At 46.3% G+C, this 17,763-nt stretch carries 13 protein-coding genes; 8 read left to right on the forward strand and 5 right to left on the reverse strand.

Features of this window, described 5'->3' with window-relative positions; translation table 11 throughout:
* Positions 1-17: 17 nt before the first annotated feature.
* Positions 18-1,370 (reverse strand): bifunctional phosphopantothenoylcysteine decarboxylase/phosphopantothenate--cysteine ligase CoaBC, encoded by a 1,353-nt coding sequence (gene coaBC / locus ACS8E3_RS04760; protein ID WP_439241768.1) that lies wholly within the window; start codon positions 1,368-1,370, stop codon positions 18-20.
* A 348-nt stretch (positions 1,371-1,718) separates the two neighbouring features.
* On the opposite strand from coaBC, the gene radC reads away from it, so the two are divergent.
* Positions 1,719-2,402: a RadC family protein gene (gene radC, locus ACS8E3_RS04765; RefSeq protein ID WP_439241771.1), complete on the forward strand. Its 684-nt coding sequence runs from the start codon at positions 1,719-1,721 to the stop codon at positions 2,400-2,402.
* Positions 2,403-2,700: 298 nt separating this feature from the next.
* Entirely contained in the window at positions 2,701-5,673 is a 2,973-nt protein-coding gene (locus ACS8E3_RS04770; protein ID WP_439241773.1) for an acyl-CoA dehydrogenase, read from the forward strand.
* Between the two features lie 107 nt (positions 5,674-5,780).
* Here ACS8E3_RS04770 and ACS8E3_RS04775 read toward each other — a convergent pair whose 3' ends face one another.
* Complete coding sequence (locus tag ACS8E3_RS04775; protein ID WP_439241776.1) at positions 5,781-6,536, reverse strand: TSUP family transporter; 756 nt, start codon at positions 6,534-6,536, stop codon at positions 5,781-5,783.
* A gap of 454 nt (positions 6,537-6,990) precedes the next feature.
* On the opposite strand from ACS8E3_RS04775, the gene nhaA reads away from it, so the two are divergent.
* The 3 genes from nhaA to ACS8E3_RS04790 all read left to right on the forward strand — a co-directional run bounded on the left by nhaA (position 6,991) and on the right by ACS8E3_RS04790 (position 10,354).
* Entirely contained in the window at positions 6,991-8,190 is a 1,200-nt protein-coding gene (nhaA, locus tag ACS8E3_RS04780; RefSeq protein ID WP_439241778.1) for a Na+/H+ antiporter NhaA, read from the forward strand.
* A gap of 91 nt (positions 8,191-8,281) precedes the next feature.
* Complete coding sequence (locus tag ACS8E3_RS04785) at positions 8,282-8,854, forward strand: DUF2799 domain-containing protein (RefSeq protein WP_439241780.1); 573 nt, start codon at positions 8,282-8,284, stop codon at positions 8,852-8,854.
* 144 nt (positions 8,855-8,998) lie between these two features.
* Entirely contained in the window at positions 8,999-10,354 is a 1,356-nt protein-coding gene (locus ACS8E3_RS04790) for an oxygenase MpaB family protein (protein WP_439241783.1), read from the forward strand.
* 40 nt (positions 10,355-10,394) lie between these two features.
* Here ACS8E3_RS04790 and ACS8E3_RS04795 read toward each other — a convergent pair whose 3' ends face one another.
* Positions 10,395-11,168, reverse strand: a complete 774-nt coding sequence (locus ACS8E3_RS04795; protein WP_439241785.1) for an NUDIX hydrolase — start codon at positions 11,166-11,168, stop codon at positions 10,395-10,397.
* Between the two features lie 341 nt (positions 11,169-11,509).
* On the opposite strand from ACS8E3_RS04795, the gene ACS8E3_RS04800 reads away from it, so the two are divergent.
* Positions 11,510-12,073 carry an NUDIX hydrolase gene (locus ACS8E3_RS04800; protein ID WP_439241788.1) on the forward strand — a complete coding sequence of 188 codons (564 nt, stop codon included), beginning with the start codon at positions 11,510-11,512 and terminating at the stop codon, positions 12,071-12,073.
* Positions 12,074-12,157: 84 nt separating this feature from the next.
* On the opposite strand, the gene ACS8E3_RS04805 is transcribed toward ACS8E3_RS04800, so the two are convergent.
* Entirely contained in the window at positions 12,158-15,208 is a 3,051-nt protein-coding gene (locus ACS8E3_RS04805; protein WP_439241790.1) for an insulinase family protein, read from the reverse strand.
* A gap of 276 nt (positions 15,209-15,484) precedes the next feature.
* On the opposite strand from ACS8E3_RS04805, the gene ACS8E3_RS04810 reads away from it, so the two are divergent.
* Both ACS8E3_RS04810 and ACS8E3_RS04815 read left to right on the forward strand, forming a co-directional pair.
* Positions 15,485-15,946 carry a universal stress protein gene (locus ACS8E3_RS04810; protein ID WP_439241793.1) on the forward strand — a complete coding sequence of 154 codons (462 nt, stop codon included), beginning with the start codon at positions 15,485-15,487 and terminating at the stop codon, positions 15,944-15,946.
* Between the two features lie 148 nt (positions 15,947-16,094).
* On the forward strand, positions 16,095-16,550 hold the full coding sequence (locus ACS8E3_RS04815) for a universal stress protein (RefSeq protein ID WP_439241795.1): 456 nt from the start codon (positions 16,095-16,097) through the stop codon (positions 16,548-16,550).
* Positions 16,551-16,777: 227 nt separating this feature from the next.
* On the opposite strand, the gene ACS8E3_RS04820 is transcribed toward ACS8E3_RS04815, so the two are convergent.
* Complete coding sequence (locus ACS8E3_RS04820) at positions 16,778-17,707, reverse strand: LysR substrate-binding domain-containing protein (RefSeq protein WP_439241798.1); 930 nt, start codon at positions 17,705-17,707, stop codon at positions 16,778-16,780.
* Between the last annotated feature and the right edge of the window lie 56 nt (positions 17,708-17,763).

Genomic DNA, 17,763 nt, shown 5'->3' on the forward strand with positions numbered 1-17,763 from the left:
TGTGCTTACTTATTATGTTAGCTTTTACGGCGTTGCCCCAGCGCTCCGCCGATCAGAGCGGTTAACTGCTCTGCGATCTTATCTTTGCTGGTTTTATCGAGCACCACTGAGTCCTGATCATAGGCTTTGGCAAAAAACACTTGCATAGCATTGTCATCGCTAGCGAAGCCTATATCTGCTCGGGAGACATCATTACAGGCAATCATGTCTAAATCTTTAGCCGCAAGTTTACCACGCGCATAACGTTCAACGTCTTGAGTCTCAGCAGCGAACCCAACCACGAACAGCTCTGGATGCGCCAAAGAAATCGACGCTAAAATGTCTGGGTTTTTAACCAGATCAAGCGACATGGCGTCTTGAGTTTTTTTGATTTTTTGCGGAGCAGCGTCGCGAGTCCGATAATCGGCAACGGCAGCGGTAGCGATAAAGATATCTGCCGATTTAGTTAGACCGCTATCTTCTGTAAAGCTATCCGTCTCCTCACAATCACAACAGTCGCTATGCTCGTGGTCGTAGCTATGCTTATGATCGAACGATAGGGTTGGTATCATTTGCAACGCGCTATGAGTGCCATCGACACACTGCTGCGCGGCGATGAGCATTTGCTCGGCTGACAGAACATCGATGCGAGTGACATTTAGCGGCGTTGGTAGGCTCACCTTACCGCCGACAATGAGCACCACCTCAGCGCCAGCATCACGACAGGCATTAGCCAAAGCAAAGCCCATCTTGCCAGAAGAGTGATTGGACAAGTAACGCACCGGATCTATCGCCTCAACCGTTGGTCCTGCGGTGATAACCACGCGCTTGCCCGTCAAGCGCTGTTCAATAAACTGCTGCTTATGGAACAATTGCACCTCAGCCAACAGCTGCTCAGGCTCAGGCAAGCGCCCAGCACCAACATCACCGCAGGCCTGCTCGCCACTAGCTGGCATAATGATATGATAATTCATATCACGCAAAGTCTGCACATTGAGACTGACCGCCGGATGCGCCCACATTTGCTGATTCATCGCAGGAGCAACGATAACGGGCGCAGTAGTCGCTAAACAGACCGTCGTTAGTAAATCATCCGCCATCCCCATCGCCAGCCGCGCTAAAGTATTGGCAGAAGCGGGAGCGATAATGACTAAGTCGGCCCACTTTGCCAGCTCAATATGCCCCATGCCAGCTTCAGCTTCTTCATCGAGCAGTGAGGTATGCACCTCATTGCCCGTCAGAGCTTGCAAGGTGAGCGGGGTAATAAAAGCTTGCGCCCCTGTGGTCATGATGACGCGCACCTCAAACCCTGCTTTAATCAATAAGCGGGCAAAAAAAGCAGATTTGTAAGCGGCGACACCACCGGTGATAGCGAGTAGAACTTTTGACATAAGCATGACATCGATAGGTAAAAGGTAAAAGAAAAGATAAAATTTGCGCTTATAGTAACAAGTATGAGATAAGTTAGGTAAGGTTTTATAGTGCTATCGATAGCTAAGCCATTTTTATAACTAAAACTATAGCTAGCTTTATGATTAACCTATAGCCGATACATTTTAAAAACGGTATAGCGCTGCTGGGATGAATTTTACGTAGCATCGAAAAAATACAGCACGCCAGTAAAATTTATACCAGTAGCGCTCTTGAACATATGATAGTTTTCATTTCAACTGACTATAACTCAGTTAAGAAACGCGCTCCAAATCTTTCTATGAATCTTAGCGAAGAAAGGAAAAATAATGGCGATCAAGGACTGGCACGAAGATGATAGACCAAGAGAAAAGTTACTAAAATTTGGCGCCAGTCATCTCTCTGACGCCGAGATATTGGCAATATTTTTGCGTACCGGTACCCAATCGCAGTCTGCTATCGAGCTAGCAAGGCACTTAATCGATGAGTTTGGCTCACTTGCCGAGCTATTAGCTGCGCCAAAGGAGGTCGTCCTTGCCTGCCATGGCATTGGTCCTGCCAAATACGCACAAATACTGGCATCGCTTGAGATGGGCACGCGCTACTTAGATAGCAAGCTCAAAACCGGACAAGCGCTAGGTCGCTCACAAGTGGTCAAAGACTACATTAGCACTCAGCTGCGCGGCGAACCGCGAGAGGTCTTTGCCGTCTTGTGTTTAGATAATGCCTTAAGTCTGCTGAACTTTGAGATACTATTCACCGGCGGTATCTCCTCCTGCTCTGTATGCATCAAACATGTATTACGCCACGCACTCACTCATGCCGCTAGCCAGTTGATAATCGCTCACAACCATCCTCATACCGACTCTAAGCCTTCAGCGGCAGATAATATACTCACTTATGAACTCAAAAAAGCTTGCGACTTATTAGATCTGTCTCTAGTCGATCATATCATCGTTGGCCGCAATGATACGTTGTCTTATGCCGAAAAAGGCTTAGCCCCTTTTGCTTGAATACTCATTATCTTAAATGAGGATTATAAAAGTTATCAGCTATCAGAGGATACATATTCCCGACATAGAACAGCATTTTTATCCTTGATAATTGTCAAGTATTATTTCATATTGAGAGATAAAATTACATTACTGTGTTATTGCAGACTGAAAGTTTGATCGTTAGATTTCTGTTGCAATCATTGCACTCTTTGACGTTATATCGAGAGTCACCTACTGGTGACTACCATAATTTTATAACGACTCTTTATTTATCACTATTTTTTAGTTTTTACTAGCGCTTGTTAAGGAGACCATCATGGCGATTGGTTTATTTATTTTGGCAATACTTATTCAGTTAGCCGTGATTTTGGCCATCTTTTTAATGTCATTATCAAGGGTGACGGGTAGCATAGTCGCTATTGCTACTGTAATAGTGACTGCTTTTATCAGTCCTTGGTCGCTGATTTTGGGGGTGCCTGTCGCCCTATTATGCCTAGTGCTGCTTATTGCTCCTGTCCGGCAAGCGCTCATTACTAAGCCTGTGTACAAAACCTTAGGCGGAGCGATGCCTAGCATGAGTGATACTGAGCGTGAAGCACTCGATGCGGGTACGAGCTGGTGGGAAAAAGAGCTATTTATGGGGGCGCCTGATTGGAATACCTTTGCTGAATACCCTTATCCCAAGCTATCTGCTGAGGAGCAAAGCTTTATCGATAATGAAGTCGAAGAGCTCTGCGCGATGATCGATGAGTGGCAGATTCAACATGAAGATAAGGATTTATCCCCAGAGACTTGGCAATTTATCAAAGATAATGGCTTTTTGGGTTTAATTATTCCTAAAGAGTTTGGTGGTCTAGAATTTAGCTCTTACGCGCAAAGCCTAGTAATGAGTAAGATTGCCTCACGCTCGCCCACAGCGGCGGTCAGCTGTATGGTACCAAACTCGCTCGGTCCAGGTGAGCTGCTCATGCATTATGGTACAGACGAGCAAAAGCAGCGCTGGTTACCGGGGCTCGCCAGTGGTGAGGAGATTCCTTGCTTTGGTTTGACAGGACCAGAAGCCGGCTCAGATGCAGGCGCTATCCCTGATACGGGTGTGGTCTGTTATGGCAATCATGAGGGCAAGCAAGTCCTTGGCCTACGTATGAACTTCTCTAAGCGTTGGATTACTTTAGCACCTATTGCTACGGTGGTCGGTCTAGCCTTTAAGATGTACGATCCAGAAGGTCTACTTGGCGATGCCGATAAGACAGATTATGGTATTACTTGTGCCTTAGTTCCAGCCAGCCACGAGGGCGTTATTACTGGCCCTCGTCATCATCCTAGTGGTTCGCCCTTTATGAATGGCACAGTCGATGGCAGTGATGTCTTCATTCCGCTTGATTATATTATCGGTGGGGTCGAAAATGCGGGGCGCGGTTGGCGGATGCTGATGGAGTGCTTAGGCGTAGGCCGCGGTATCTCCTTGCCGGCGCTCTCGACCTCAGCAAGCGAGATGACTTATCTCTCGGTTGGTGCTTTTGCCAAAGTACGTGAGCAGTTCAAAATCTCAGTGGGTAAGTTTGAAGGTGTGCAAGATGCAACGAGCCGGATGGCAAGCCAAACTTATATGCTTGAAGCCTTTCGCCATTTAGTGACTTGTGGTCTTAATCAAGGTGGTACGCCTTCGGTGATGACTGCTATGGCAAAATACTATGCTACAGAGACCATGCGTGAAGTCGTCAACGATGGCATGGATGTCTTGGGTGGCCGCGGTATCCAGATGGGTCCACGCAACTTCTTATCTACGCCCTATCAAGCTATCCCCGTCTCCGTTACCGTTGAAGGCGCTAATATCTTGACGCGCTCTTTGATGATATTTGGTCAAGGCGCTATGCGCTGTCACCCTTATTTGTTCGATGAGCTACAACTCCTACAAAGCGAAGATAAGCAAAGCGCTGTTAAAGAATTCGATACTTTGTTTTTTAAACATCTAGGCTATACCTTTAATCGCGGTGCGCGTGCCTTTATAGCAGGCTATGTTGGTGGTAGTAATAAAGCGCCAAGCTTTGCCGATACCTTCACTCGCCCTTATTACAAGCACATCAACCGCTTGAGTGCTAGCTTCGCACTAACCGCAGACATGGCGCTTGGGCTACTAGCAGGCGACTTAAAGCGCAAAGAGATGCTCTCTGGCCGCCTAGCGGATATCCACAGTCACCTATTTATTGCTACGGCTATTTTGCAGTTTTATGAAAATGGTAGCAAGTCAGCAGCAGAACGCTTGCATGCTGAGGTCGCTCTACAAGATAGCTTGTACACTATCCAAGAAGCCTTTGTCTCTTTGTTTGCCAACTTCCCCAACCGGATAGCAGCAAACGTAGTTAGCTTTGTTACTTTCCCTAGTGGTCGTATCTTTACGCCGACAAGCGATGAGCTAAAGGTGAAGCTTGGCGACACCTTTATGGACGATTTTGAAGCTAACCCGTTCCGCAATTATCTCAAAACTATGGTCTATTATAATACAGATCCTAATGATCCTAATGGCCGCATGGAAAACGCTTATCAAACCTTGCTTGAGGTTGAGCCGTTATGGCAGAAATTTAAAAAAGCGGAGCACAAAGGCGAGTTTGCTGGTCTGACTTTTGAAGATCATGTCGTGCAAGCCAGTCAAAATGGTGATATTACCGAAAGTGAAGCGGAGCAGTTAATCAGTTATAACGGAATCCGTTACGATTCTTTATTGACAGATGTCTTTGATAAGCATCTGCAGCAAGCGCAGGAGCGGGATAATCCTCATAGTCTAGAGAATGCCGTCCATAAGCTTACCGATTATGCAGAGCTCAGTAGTGACGCCGCAGCTAAAAACACGCCATCACCCACTCATGATGAAGCGACACCTAGCTTTCATGAGCAGACCGGTGATGCCAATCCCAATCACGGCTATGAAGAGGATGGTGATGTGGAGATGCTCAGCGAGCACGATACCGTTAAAGAAACTACTGAGCAAACCAACTTTGCGCAAGCTCATCCTGAAGAAGAGGCGCTTAAACATCGTCATCGCGATGCAGAATCTACGCTGAATGAGCGCATGAGCTATAATCACAGTCGTAGTGACGCTCTAAAAACCAATGGCTCTCAAGATAACGATACGGCTTCTATTCAAGACTCGTTCACCAAAGCGGGCGATGCTGCTGAGACCACAGATAAGCCTGCTCATAGTCGTGATCATGGCCTAAGCGATACCAAAACCAGTAAATGGCAAGATGGTCTACGTCGCAGTGAAGCCGATGAAAGCGATAAAGCATAGATAAATAGCTGCTCAACGCCAAAACCAAAAAACTTCAGTCTAAAATAGGCTGAAGTTTTTATTTGCGATAAGTCAGTTGTTACTAGCCAACAATGGCTACGCTTGGCTCAGCCAAAAACGTATTTCGTGATCATAGCTAAGCAAACCATAACAATCATCGGACGGATCAGTTTACTGCCGCCTTTGACCACCATGTGCGAGCCAAAATAAGCCCCGAGCGTTTGCCCAACCATCATCGCGAGCCCCACAATCCAAAGCACGTTACCGCCTAAAATGAAAAATATTAATGAGCCAATATTGGTAGATAGATTGAGCACTTTTGCTGCGCCCGTTGCCTCAACGATCTTTTGGCCTCGTAGCGCTACGTTGCCTAAAGCAAAAAACATGCCAGTGCCTGGACCTAAGTAACCGTCATAAAAGCCAATGAGAGGAGCAGCTACTTTTTGCCACTTGCCCTCAGAGATACGCGGCGCAGCTTCCACCTCACCAAGCTTAGGGGCAAATAAAGTATAAATCCCAATAGCAGCGATAAAAAACGGAATGAGTTTTTCTAGCATATCAGGAGGCGATAGCTGTACGGCAATAGCGCCAATAATCGATCCAATAAAAGCGGCGATAATAGCCGTCTTTATACGAGCTGGTTTCACTACCCCTTTTTTGATCATCGTCAGTGAGGCTGCGAGCGCTCCTGATGCCGCTTGTAATTTATTGGTGCCTAATGTCAGCACTGGCGGAATATTAGCAAGCAGCATGGCCGGAATAGTCAGTAAGCCGCCACCACCTGCAATAGCATCAATGAAGCCGGCCAGCGCTGCGACTGCCGTCAGCATTAAGATAATCTCTAAAGAGAGCGATACGTCCATGTCACTGGCCTTATAAATACTTTATGACGAAAGAACTGCTGATTAGCGGTTTTGATGTTATTTGAGCCTCAAGCTCCAGAGACTAGCATGCTCTAAGCCCTGTATTGGTAAAATCGTGGAACAAGACGGTTAAAATAGCTCATTATAGAGTCAAATCGACAAGAAAACCCAAAAGCATGACAAAGTCTGCTAAATTTGTCTAAAGTACTTTATATGCTCTAGGGGTTGACCAATATTTTTTATGATAAAAATAACAAACCATTCTAACTTTAAGTAATTGACCCTAGAAATCAAAAAATTTTTGCTCATTTGTATTGTCTTATAGTGACATTTAATGCATTAAATTTTTTATATTGAGAGATTTGTGAGAAACTAAAGCAAACTATTTGTCACCTTATAAAATATAAGTAGAGCTACTTAAGTTGACAGTATTCATTGAACATATGAGGATGATATGGCAGTAAAAAGATTTAAAGCGTTTCTTGAGCTCGAGGCGTCAGGCGGCATTGTATTAGCGTTAGCAGCTATCGTAGCGATGATTATTGCCAATAGTCCTCTTAGCACTTGGTACGAATCCTTTATTCATGCGCCAGTAGCCATCCAAATAGGTAGCTTTGCAATCGCCAAAGATGCCCATCATTGGATTAATGATGGTTTGATGGCGATTTTCTTCTTTTTGGTCGGTCTTGAGCTCAAACGCGAAGTACTTATCGGTGAGCTCTCTAACGTCAAACAAATCATCCTGCCGGCCGGTGCCGCTATCGGTGGTATGATTTTTCCGGCCATCGTGTACATTTTATTCAATCTAAATAATCCAGAGTACTGGAAAGGATGGGCGATTCCGGCGGCTACGGATATTGCCTTTGCCCTCGGTATCTTAAGCCTGCTTGGCAACCGAGTCCCTAACTCTCTAAAGGTGTTCTTAGTATCGATTGCTATTTTTGATGATATTGGCGCTATTTTAATTATTGCTTTATTTTATACCAATGAATTATCGCTTGGCTCTTTAGGCTTCGCGGCGCTTTGTCTACCTGTTCTATATATTCTTAACCGCCGCAATGTGACTACTATCACCCCTTATATCCTCGTTGGTGTAATCATGTGGATAGCGGTACTAAAATCTGGTATTCATGCCACTTTAGCCGGGGTGGTATTAGCATTATTTATTCCGATGTTTGATCGCACTGATCCTGAGCACTCCCCGCTTGAAGAGCTTGAACACGATCTACAAAATACCGTGTCTTATGGTATTCTACCGCTGTTCGCTTTTGCCAACTCTGGTATCTCACTTAAAGGCGCAGGGTTTGCTGAGTTATTCCATTCTGTACCACTCGGTATTGCTGCAGGCCTATTTATCGGCAAGCAAGTTGGCGTTATGCTCGCTTGTTGGCTGATCTTCAAACTTGGTATTTCAAAAATGCCAAGCGGTATGAACTTCCAACAAATTTATGGCGCCGCGCTGTTATGCGGTGTTGGTTTTACCATGAGCTTATTTATTGGCGGCCTAGCATTCGGTGGTGGCTCGCCATTATTCGATGAGCGCTTAGGTATTATCATGGGTTCTATCGTCTCTGGTATCGCCGGTTATCTCATGCTCAAAGCGACTCTAAAGGATAATATTAGTAGCACTTCTGTGGACTTGACTCGTCATTAATACGGGGACTAATAATCACTTTGAATAGGCAGATATATCAGACCTAAAGACTTAGCATTTATTAAATAAAGCGGATAAAAGAGAGCTTACTATGCGGCTTACCAAGCTAATCTTTATCGTTGTTAGTAGCGTTACGTTGCTCTCAAGCTGCGCGACGTTATCAGTGGAAGAATGCGTGGTCGGTAACTGGCAAGCTATCGGCTACAATGACGGTGTGGCAGGCTACTCTGCTAATAGGCTTGCCGCGCATTCAAAGGCTTGCGCTAAGGCGGATGTCGCCGTGGACTTTGAATCCTGGGAGCGCGGCCGCCAATTAGGACTAGAAAAATACTGCACTGTGAGTAACGCTTATAATATCGGTCTACGTGGTCTTGAATTAAATAGCGTGTGCCCCGCCAAAATAAGCCGTACTCTGCAAAAAGCCAACCAACAAGGCCGCGAGTATTACCGTTTGAAAAAACAGCTTAGCGATGATAAGGAGCTGCTAGATAAGTACGAGGCAGAGTATATCAAGCTGCGCGATGGTCAAATGCTCGATTTTGAAGACGAAAAAGAAGCACGTCGCTATTTGCTATCTCTGCCGAATGAGCTTCGAAGGCTTGAACGCCAAATAAGCCGCACTGAGAGACGGCTCAATCGCTTAGACCATATTGATCCCTACTAACCACGATTCACTCGTTATGTCGTTCGGGCTCAGAACATTCAAACTAGCTGCTGTAGGCGCTTTATGAGGCGGACCCCATCTTGTGAGTGGCAACCTCAATGCTATAATAAAGCTATGAATCCCTATCGAAACGGTGCTGCAAATATGGCTCACTATAACGACATGAAAACAGACGGCTATCAGCATCATGGTCGTAGCACTGCTATTGATGACCATAGTGATCTGCAAGTACTCAAGCGCATTAAGCGTTATTTATTACCCAAAGGTTTTGAGATTGACCTGAAGTTATTGGCTGAGATTGTCGAGGGTTACGACATTGGTGACCCCTTAGCAGATCAACTGGCTGCTGATAATATCCGCTTTGCCAAGCCTTTACAGCAGCTCATCTTGCAAGCAAATACTGGCGATGCTCAGACAAATCATAAGCTATTTGATAACGATAGTATAGAGGGCAATATTCGCTCTCATCCTGGTTTTGTAGCTATGACTGAGCAATTTAGCGCTCATCCTGATTGGTTCGATCCAAAGCTAGCAGAGATTGGCGCTGTCGCCTATCGCCGTTATCCGCTCATGCTTATTTGGTTGCTGCGTAATGTGGCGCTAATGGCAGGCTATAGCATTCCAGCGCTGTCTTTACCGCTGATTCAGACTGGGGCTTTGATGCACGATGCGCTGCCGCGTTTGATGCGTACTTATGCTTATATTCTAGCCGTCTCTGAGCATCCACACCTAAACGACTTTTCTAACAACAAAGCACCCCTCTCACAAGTGTTAGCGATTGGCTCTGAGGGCTGGCGTCAGTCTATTAAGGTGCGGCAAATCCATACCTTAGTGCGACAAAAACTGTTAACCGGCAAACTTACCGCAGCGGATGGGGTGATTAGCGCGAGCGCTCAGCATCATAACCCTGATGGCAGCTGGAATAGCGACTATTGGGGTCTACCAATCAATCAGACCGATATGATTGCTACTCATTTGCAATTCTCTTTACTGATCATGCGCGGCCTGCGCTTGTTAGGAGCACGTATCAGTAGCGAGGAAGCTGAAGGTATCTTACATTTATGGAATCTAGCCAGCTACTGGATGGGAGTAGACTTAAAGCGTTTACCGCAGACTGAAGCGGCGTGTTGGGAGTGGCTTTATACCTACCTATCTATTCAGCAGCTTGACTTTAAGATGGGTCAACCGTTAGCTAAAGCGCTGCACGACTTACCGCGTCAGCTCATGGGCGAGGACAATCGCCGCGGGCGCTTTGTAGAGATGGTCAATGCTAGTGTCACTCGCACTTTAGTCGGTGACGATATTGGCGATGGGCTAGGACTGCCCAAATCGAGAATTCGTTTCGGCGTATTATCCTCAGTGCCGATTCTTTTTGCTCTCGATACTGCACGCCAGCATAATAGCACTATGGCTGCGAAGCTTGAACAGTTCCGCGCTAAGCGCCAAGATAATATGAACTGGTGGCTGAAGAAAAACGACGGCTATTATAAAGAGTCATAGTTGGCGTCTGTTAAAAATGACTTTGGATTAGAGCGCTTGGTTAGCGGTCTAACTCTATCCCTGAATCTTTTAGACGGTAATACCACTCAAGCTGGCGATCGAATCCGGTCTCTAGTAAGTTGGCAATAACCTTGCCCGTCAGCCCCCAAACGGTCTCACCATCGACCTCCCAGCTTGGGGTAAGTATCGTTGCCGTCTGCTCAAGCATCGTATATTCTATCGCATACTCCGTAGTCGGCTGAGTGATGAGCGTCTCAAAGTCCGCCCAAAAGATACGAGATATCTCACCGATCTCAGGTACTAATGGTAGGTCTGGCGCAATAAGCGCCACGATAGGACGGACACTCATCCCACTTTTTGAGGTCTGGATAGGCAGTTGGCCGATGAGCTGAACTTTATTGGGCGGCAGCGCGGTCTCCTCGCAAGCTTCACGCAGCGCGGTGACTACGTTATTACCATCACTCAGCTCATACTTACCCCCCGCACATGAGACCTCTCCTGCATGACTTTTCATGTGCGCCGCGCGGCGCGTCAGTAGCAGCTTAGGCCGGCGCTCACGAGTAATCGCTACGAGTACAGACGCATCAGCGATAGGAGTCTGATATAGGCTTTGTAACACTCGGTTGTTATAATTTTTGTCGTAGAGAGTAAAAGGGGATGCGCTAACTAAAGAATTAGGTGGCGTCTCAGATAAGGTCTGTAGCGTTTGTTGTTGTACACGCTCCGCCAACTGTCTGAGCCTGGGATGACGAATAAAAGCAGGCCGCGCTACTGCTAGCTCATCGAAGCTTTCAAAATCATGGATTACTGTCATTGTTACTGCCTATTTTCGTCATCAGTAGCTTATATAAAGGATCATCTTAGCATGTCAGTCGTATGGTGTTGATGACTGCGTAGGCCAATTTAGCTGCCCTGTCCCTTAAGTTGTCTATAACTCATACACCGCCTATACAGCTTGTCGTATATCGCATCAATAACTAACACCTGCTCCTGCATTACCGTTTATATGGTGTTTTTTTATTCTAGAATGAGAGCATTATGATATCGCTCCCTGCTAAAACTAAAAACTATGCTATCTTAGAGCTATCTAAGCTTAAGCTCTAAATATTCGAAAGCTAAACTTCTCTAGATTTTAAATTAAATAAGGCAGCTGTTATGCAATATTGTCTCCAGTGCGGTCATGAAGCCGAACGCAAAATTCCTCCTACGGATAATATGCCGCGCTTAGTCTGTCCTAATTGCAACTACATTCACTATGAAAACCCTAAAGTCATCTGTGGATCGTTAGTAATTTATGAAGACAAAGTGCTCTTATGTCGCCGTGCTATCGAGCCACAATATGGCCTTTGGACGTTGCCAGCAGGCTTTATGGAAAACGGTGAGACTATGGCAGAAGGCGCGGCGCGCGAAAGCTTTGAGGAAGCGGATGCGGTAGTCATTAACCCTCAGCTTTATTGCCTCTATGACATTCCTGATATCGGTCAGATATACGTGATTTACTTAAACGATCTAAAGGACGGCGCTTATGGTATTGGCTCTGAGAGCTTAGATAGCTCTCTTTTTAAAGAAGAAGATATCCCGTGGGATGAGATCGCCTTTGAAGCGGTCAGACGCACACTAAACAACTACTTCGCTGATCGTAAACGGTTCGATAAGCGCGAGAGCTTTCCGATTCATCAAGATCAGATTGCTAAAGACAAAAGTATTAAGCGGTATTAAAATTTAAACATAATAGCTTATTTCTTCACGCAAAAAAGCCAAGCATAGTGCTTGGCTTTTCTTATTTTAAAACCTCAGTATCGGTTAGCTGTTGATTTTACAGACCTTAAAGCCCAGATCTTTTACAGCTTCCTCTTTATCATAAGGCGCTAGCACCGCACGCACGTGCTTTTGGCCTTGCAAGTATTGCTTGGCAACGCGCTGTATATCTTCAATAGTCACTGCCAAGATAGCGGCTCGCATCTTACGCTGCCAGTCCTCGTCGCGATTATGCAGATTGGCAAAGCAAGCCTTTATCGCCTCGCCTGCTGGAGAGCCAGGCTTATCCATACCAGATATGATGCCAAGTATCGCTTCTTCTAACTGCTCAGCACTTTGTGGCTCATTTAGTAGCCACTCAATGCTAGCTTCAAAGTGCGCAAAAGTCTCAGCGCAGTGCGGATCACGGTAGCTGAAGAATTTAAAGGCACAAGCGTTGGCGTCATAACCTGCGCCGCCGCCATAAGCGCCACCGCGCTCACGAATGGCACTGTGCAAATAGCCATTGCGTAGATATGGCGCTAGTACCATTAGGGCTGCCGTATCTGGATGATCGGCTGCAGGCACACTGTAGGCGCTAGCGTTGTGATAGACGTTCGTGGCGACTAGCCAAGCTAAGTCTTCGGCGATAGGATCACTCTCAAGCGCCTTGACAGCATCTGGCTCACCGCTTAACGTTGGATCTAATTCAAGCTGAGTGAACTCGCTTGGGATATTATCTTCTATCAGCTTAGCATTAGCTATTGATGACTTATCGTCCTGCCAGCTATCCACAATCAAGTCGCTTAAGCGCTCGGTTTGCTCGGCTTCACAGATGATAACTGCGTGCTTTGGCAAGCTGAGTAGACGCTGATGTAGCGCCATCAAGCTAGTAGCAAGCTCATCCCATTTTGTATCATCACTACTAGCATGACCCAAGAAGTCCTTTAAGGCATTAAGCGCCGGCAGACCGCTACGCACATACTCAAGCTGCGCTTGACGGCTCATCGCGCGGCTAGCGGTTTGTAGAGCGTAAGCATGGCCAGCACTACCGAGGCGCGACTGCCAACTGGCCTGACGCTGCTGCAAAATCTCTTTGATACGCGCGTGCTCATCGAAGACACTATGCTGCATCACTTCTTTTAGCAACTCTATCGCTTCAGTCTTCCGGTTCAGTGCTCGGGTCGCCACCACAAAATAACTGCTAATCGCGTGGCTATCATCGATAGCGGTACGTTGGCTGATACGCGCGGTCACTCCGGATGAGTGCGCCGCTTGCTTGGCTTGCATCTCATAAGCGTCTAGCTGATCTGTGCCAAGCTCTGAGAGTAAGCTTAAGTAGATAGGCAGTAGCGGATGATTGATCACCTCATTAACCGGCAGCTCTTCAGCACTTTTGCCATTGATAGCATCGGTCAGCGGCACAATCACTTGATAATAGTACAAGCCATTGGTCCCCGCTTCGTATTCAAATAGCGTACTGTCTTGCCCGCTTAACGTGATCTGCTTTTGCTTGCCATGCTTAAAGCTAATATCTGTTGGCACATCCTCTAAGCCCACTTTGGGTAATAAGCTCAAATCGTCAGGCGCAGCTTGACGCGCCGCTAGATCTAGCGCTTGCTTCTCAAGGATTGCCTTATCATCTTCGGTCAAATCCATCGCGATAGTATCAAGGCGCACTTGCTCAGCGGCAGCTAGGCGCGCTGATTTTTCACTATCAGGAACCAAAGTCACGCGCACTCGGTGGTTATTTTCGAGTAGATGCGTCTTAATCAGATTGGGCAACCACTGCTCATCTTTCACTTGTTCGCGTAACCACGCCAGATGCTCATCAACCTCCCACACGTCGATAGGATTGCCATCGTGAATGGCGGTGCTAAAGCCTTCTAACATCAAGTTTAGGCCATAAGGCATACTATCGCCGCCGATATGACGCTGATCAATCTCGATCTGATGCAATATCGTCTCGATAGTCTCGCTCTCGATAGCTTTGCTTGCGACATCGGTGAGTAAGTCCATAACACCTTGCTCGACCGCCTCAGCATGTTCAGGTTCAGAGCCGCGCAGTCCGGTATAGAACACCATTTCATAATGGCTATCGTCAAGGCCTAGTAGCGGACTTGGTGACGTGCCTAGTGGATGACTATCTAGATAAGCCCGTAGTGGCGAGCCGGCGTGCTCGATCAGCACCCCTTCTAGCAAGCGCAAAGCCAAGCGCTGCTTGGGATCAGTAATCGAGGGTAACAACCAAGCGATGACATGATGGGTTTGATTTGGACCCGCTTCATCAGCGGTATAAGTATCGATCGCGCTAATCGGAGCCGATAGGCGTACTTCTGGACGCGAGACGTGTTTTTTTCCCGCTGCGAACTGAGTTAACGCATCGTTATGAATTCGCGCTTGCGTTTCGCTAACGGGAATATTACCAAAGCTCATGATGACGCTATTCGAGGGATGATAATGGCTTTGATGAAACTCCACCAGCTCAGTATGGGTCAAATCAGGAATATCAGCAGGATCACCACCAGAGTTATAATGATAAGTCGTCGTCGGGAATAGGTGATGCGCGACCGTATGATAGAGCTGATCAATCTCGCCGCTCATCGCCCCTTTCATCTCATTAAATACAATACCTTTAAATTGAGGTTTGTCTTCACTATCTAACTCAACACGAATGCCTTCTTGCGCAAAATCAAGCGGATGAATATTCGGAAAAAAAGCGGCATCAAGGTAGACTTCTAATAAATTAAAATAATCGTTTTTGTTTTGTGTTGCATAAGGATATGCGGTCCAATCGGCTGCCGTCATTGCATTCATAAAGGTGTTTAACGAGCGCTTAATCATAGAGAAAAAAGGATCACGCACTGGGAACTTCTCAGAGCCACACAGCGCAACATGCTCTAACACATGCGCCTCACCTTTGGAGTCCATCGGCTGCGTACGAAAGCCCACCAAAAACGCATTTTCGTCACTAGGGTGCGCCAAATGATAATGCATAGCGCCGGTTTTGACGTGCTGGCTGATGAGTACATCGATAGAGAGCGCTTCGATGTGGCGATGTTCGATAAGCGCAAATTCAGGATGCAAAGTAAGATCTGCGGTAAATGTATCAGTCATAAAGATCCTTGTGGGCTATTATTTTGTTCTTTAGTTCGTTCTTTAAATAGTTAGTGCTTTTACTAATGAGTTTTCTAAAAAGTATCGTTGCTGCTAGATGGGGCTAGTGGTTTCATAAGTCAAGCTACAAGCGATAACTATCACTACTCGACTCGCGCTCATGAACTTTAGGCGTATAGCTTTCTTTATAACCACAATTATATTATGGATTTTACTTAACAAAGCTCAGCACTACTGCTACTATGAATTAAAGCAACGTCAACAAAGGAGTGAGTTATGGGTTATCAACATATCTTATTAGTCACAGACTTACTATCAGATGCCGACATCGTCGCCCAAAGAGCGAAACGCGTGCTTGCAGGCTCTCCTGGAGCCAAATTATCGGTATTACATATCGTTGAAGATGACATGGTGCGCTTCGGTTATGAGCTGGTACCGGCCTCTAGCTTATCTGGCGAAAAAGATGGTGAGCACTGGCAAGAAGCTAGAGCGAAGCTGGTACAATTTCTTGAGCGTAATGAGCTACATGCGGTCAACTCTGAAGTGACAGCCGCGATCTCCAACGATAAAGGTATCGTCAATTACTGCCATGAAAAGGACGTTGACTTGCTAATTATTGGACGCCATGAGCGCCGCGGTATCGCAGCTTGGTTAGTTGGGGCCACCGCCGATAATATCTTGCCCAATGCGCCTTGTGATAGCTTAGTAGTCAAGCTTGACGAACCAGTAGCAAAATAGCTAAGGTCATTACGGTAAACATGGGTTAATACGGCGAACACGACTCGGTCAACATCCCCTATCATATGCAGCAAATAGCTATGAGCGCTACTTAACAGCGGCTATCAGTAGTGCTATAGTAAATAGTATATGACACGAGGAAGACACTATGAGCTATCAACATATTTTATTAGTCACCGATCTTTTGCCAGATGCTGATATCGTCGCCCAAAAAGCCAAGCATATTGTGGCTAACCGCCCAAACTCTAAGTTATCAGTGCTACACATTGTCAAAGATACGATGGTCGGCTTCGGTTATGAGCTGGTGCCAGCGTCCAGCCTATATGATGAGATCGATGATGAACGTTGCCAAGAGGCGCGCGCAAAGCTAGCGCAGTTTTTGGATCGCAATGAGCTAAATGTTGTCAACTCGCAAGTGACTACCGCTATCTCTAACAGCGAAGGCATTGTCAATTATTGTCATAAACACGAAGTCGATCTGTTAGTTATCGGTCGCCATGAGCGTCACGGTATCGTTGCTTGGCTAAGCGGAGCCACCGCTGATAACATCCTACCAAACGTGCCCTGCGACAGCTTAGTCGTTAGACTCGATAAACCAGACTAGCTACCGCTTTAATATTCTATCTGCTTAAAAATTATATAAGCTATAGTCAGTTCATTATAAAAACGATACAGCGGGACTGGGATGAATTTTATGCAGCCTCTATATGCGTAGGCACAGCACGCCAGTAAAATCTATACCAGTTCCGCGTTGAAAAACTATATCTCTATTTTATTTAGAATCGACTATATTACTCAAAAGTGCTGTGCAGAGACTGCATAGCGCTTCATTCATTGAATAATATCAATAAAGGTCTGCCAAATTGGACTTTGATGCCGAGCTTTGTGCCAAACTAGCCACCACGTCCGTGTTAGATCTACTCCCTGAATTTTGACAGGTACTAAGCTTTTCTCGGCAAGCTCTTTTTCAATGACGTGCTGCGAGAGACAGCCCAATCCGATATCGGCATTGACCATGTTTTTTATGGCTTCTGACTGCGCGACTGCGCGAATCACCTCAGCACCGGGCAGATGCTGTAGTAATTGCTCATCAATAATTTGCCGAGTGCCTGAGCCTGCTTCTCTCACTAGCAGGGGCAGCTTTGAAAGCTGTTCGGTTGTCAGCTCATAATACCCGCCCGCTTCGTTATAATCACTTATCCCTCTCAACCATCGACTATGACGCTTAGAAAACACCATCAAAGTGTCAGTACGCCAAGCGCGTTGCTCTAACACCTTGCTATCACTAGGTCTTGGCATACCTTCTACAAGGGCAATATCGATATTGAGTTGCTCGACTTCGCTAACGACCTCGCGCGTATTAGCGATATACAGCTCGATACTGGCTTTGGGCAGCGCCTCATATACCTTAGCCACTAGCTCGGGCAAAACATAATTACCGATAGTGGTACTCGCGCCAATATGCAGCTGACCCGCTTGATGCTTATGGTAATGCTCAAGTGTAAGCGCCTGCCCTAATATAGCCTGTGCTTGCACGTAAACTGCTTGGGCATTGCTATGAGGATTGAGGCTACGGCCTACGCGCTCAAATAACGGCATTTGCAAGCGCTCTTCTAGCGCGGCCAAGGCACTACTGACCGCTGACTGTGATAAATGCAGCTGCTCGCTGGCACGGCTAGTGCTCCCCGTCTGATAGATACTGACAAAGACCGAAAGCTGTTTTAGGGTAATCTTTGGCAGTGTCTGGCTAGATTTTTCCATTAAAATAAACATCCTATAACGAGTAAGCCATTGCTAGACAGATACAATCAAGCTTA

The sequence above is a fragment of the Psychrobacter sp. 2Y5 genome, assembly GCF_051847375.1.
Classification (GTDB): Bacteria; Pseudomonadota; Gammaproteobacteria; order Pseudomonadales; family Moraxellaceae; genus Psychrobacter.

Excerpts from the sequence above, each read along its gene's own strand:
- ACS8E3_RS04800 (WP_439241788.1), top strand. The coding sequence starts at position 11,510 with ATGCAATATTGTCTCCAGTGCGGTCATGAAGCCGAACGCAAAATTCCT.
- ACS8E3_RS04820 (WP_439241798.1), bottom strand. The coding sequence starts at position 17,707 with ATGGAAAAATCTAGCCAGACACTGCCAAAGATTACCCTAAAACAGCTT.
- ACS8E3_RS04790 (WP_439241783.1), top strand. The coding sequence starts at position 8,999 with ATGGCTCACTATAACGACATGAAAACAGACGGCTATCAGCATCATGGT.
- ACS8E3_RS04775 (WP_439241776.1), bottom strand. The coding sequence starts at position 6,536 with ATGGACGTATCGCTCTCTTTAGAGATTATCTTAATGCTGACGGCAGTC.
- radC (WP_439241771.1), top strand. The coding sequence starts at position 1,719 with ATGGCGATCAAGGACTGGCACGAAGATGATAGACCAAGAGAAAAGTTA.
- ACS8E3_RS04815 (WP_439241795.1), top strand. The coding sequence starts at position 16,095 with ATGAGCTATCAACATATTTTATTAGTCACCGATCTTTTGCCAGATGCT.
- ACS8E3_RS04770 (WP_439241773.1), top strand. The coding sequence starts at position 2,701 with ATGGCGATTGGTTTATTTATTTTGGCAATACTTATTCAGTTAGCCGTG.
- ACS8E3_RS04810 (WP_439241793.1), top strand. The coding sequence starts at position 15,485 with ATGGGTTATCAACATATCTTATTAGTCACAGACTTACTATCAGATGCC.
- ACS8E3_RS04795 (WP_439241785.1), bottom strand. The coding sequence starts at position 11,168 with ATGACAGTAATCCATGATTTTGAAAGCTTCGATGAGCTAGCAGTAGCG.
- ACS8E3_RS04805 (WP_439241790.1), bottom strand. The coding sequence starts at position 15,208 with ATGACTGATACATTTACCGCAGATCTTACTTTGCATCCTGAATTTGCG.
- coaBC (WP_439241768.1), bottom strand. The coding sequence starts at position 1,370 with ATGTCAAAAGTTCTACTCGCTATCACCGGTGGTGTCGCCGCTTACAAA.
- nhaA (WP_439241778.1), top strand. The coding sequence starts at position 6,991 with ATGGCAGTAAAAAGATTTAAAGCGTTTCTTGAGCTCGAGGCGTCAGGC.
- ACS8E3_RS04785 (WP_439241780.1), top strand. The coding sequence starts at position 8,282 with ATGCGGCTTACCAAGCTAATCTTTATCGTTGTTAGTAGCGTTACGTTG.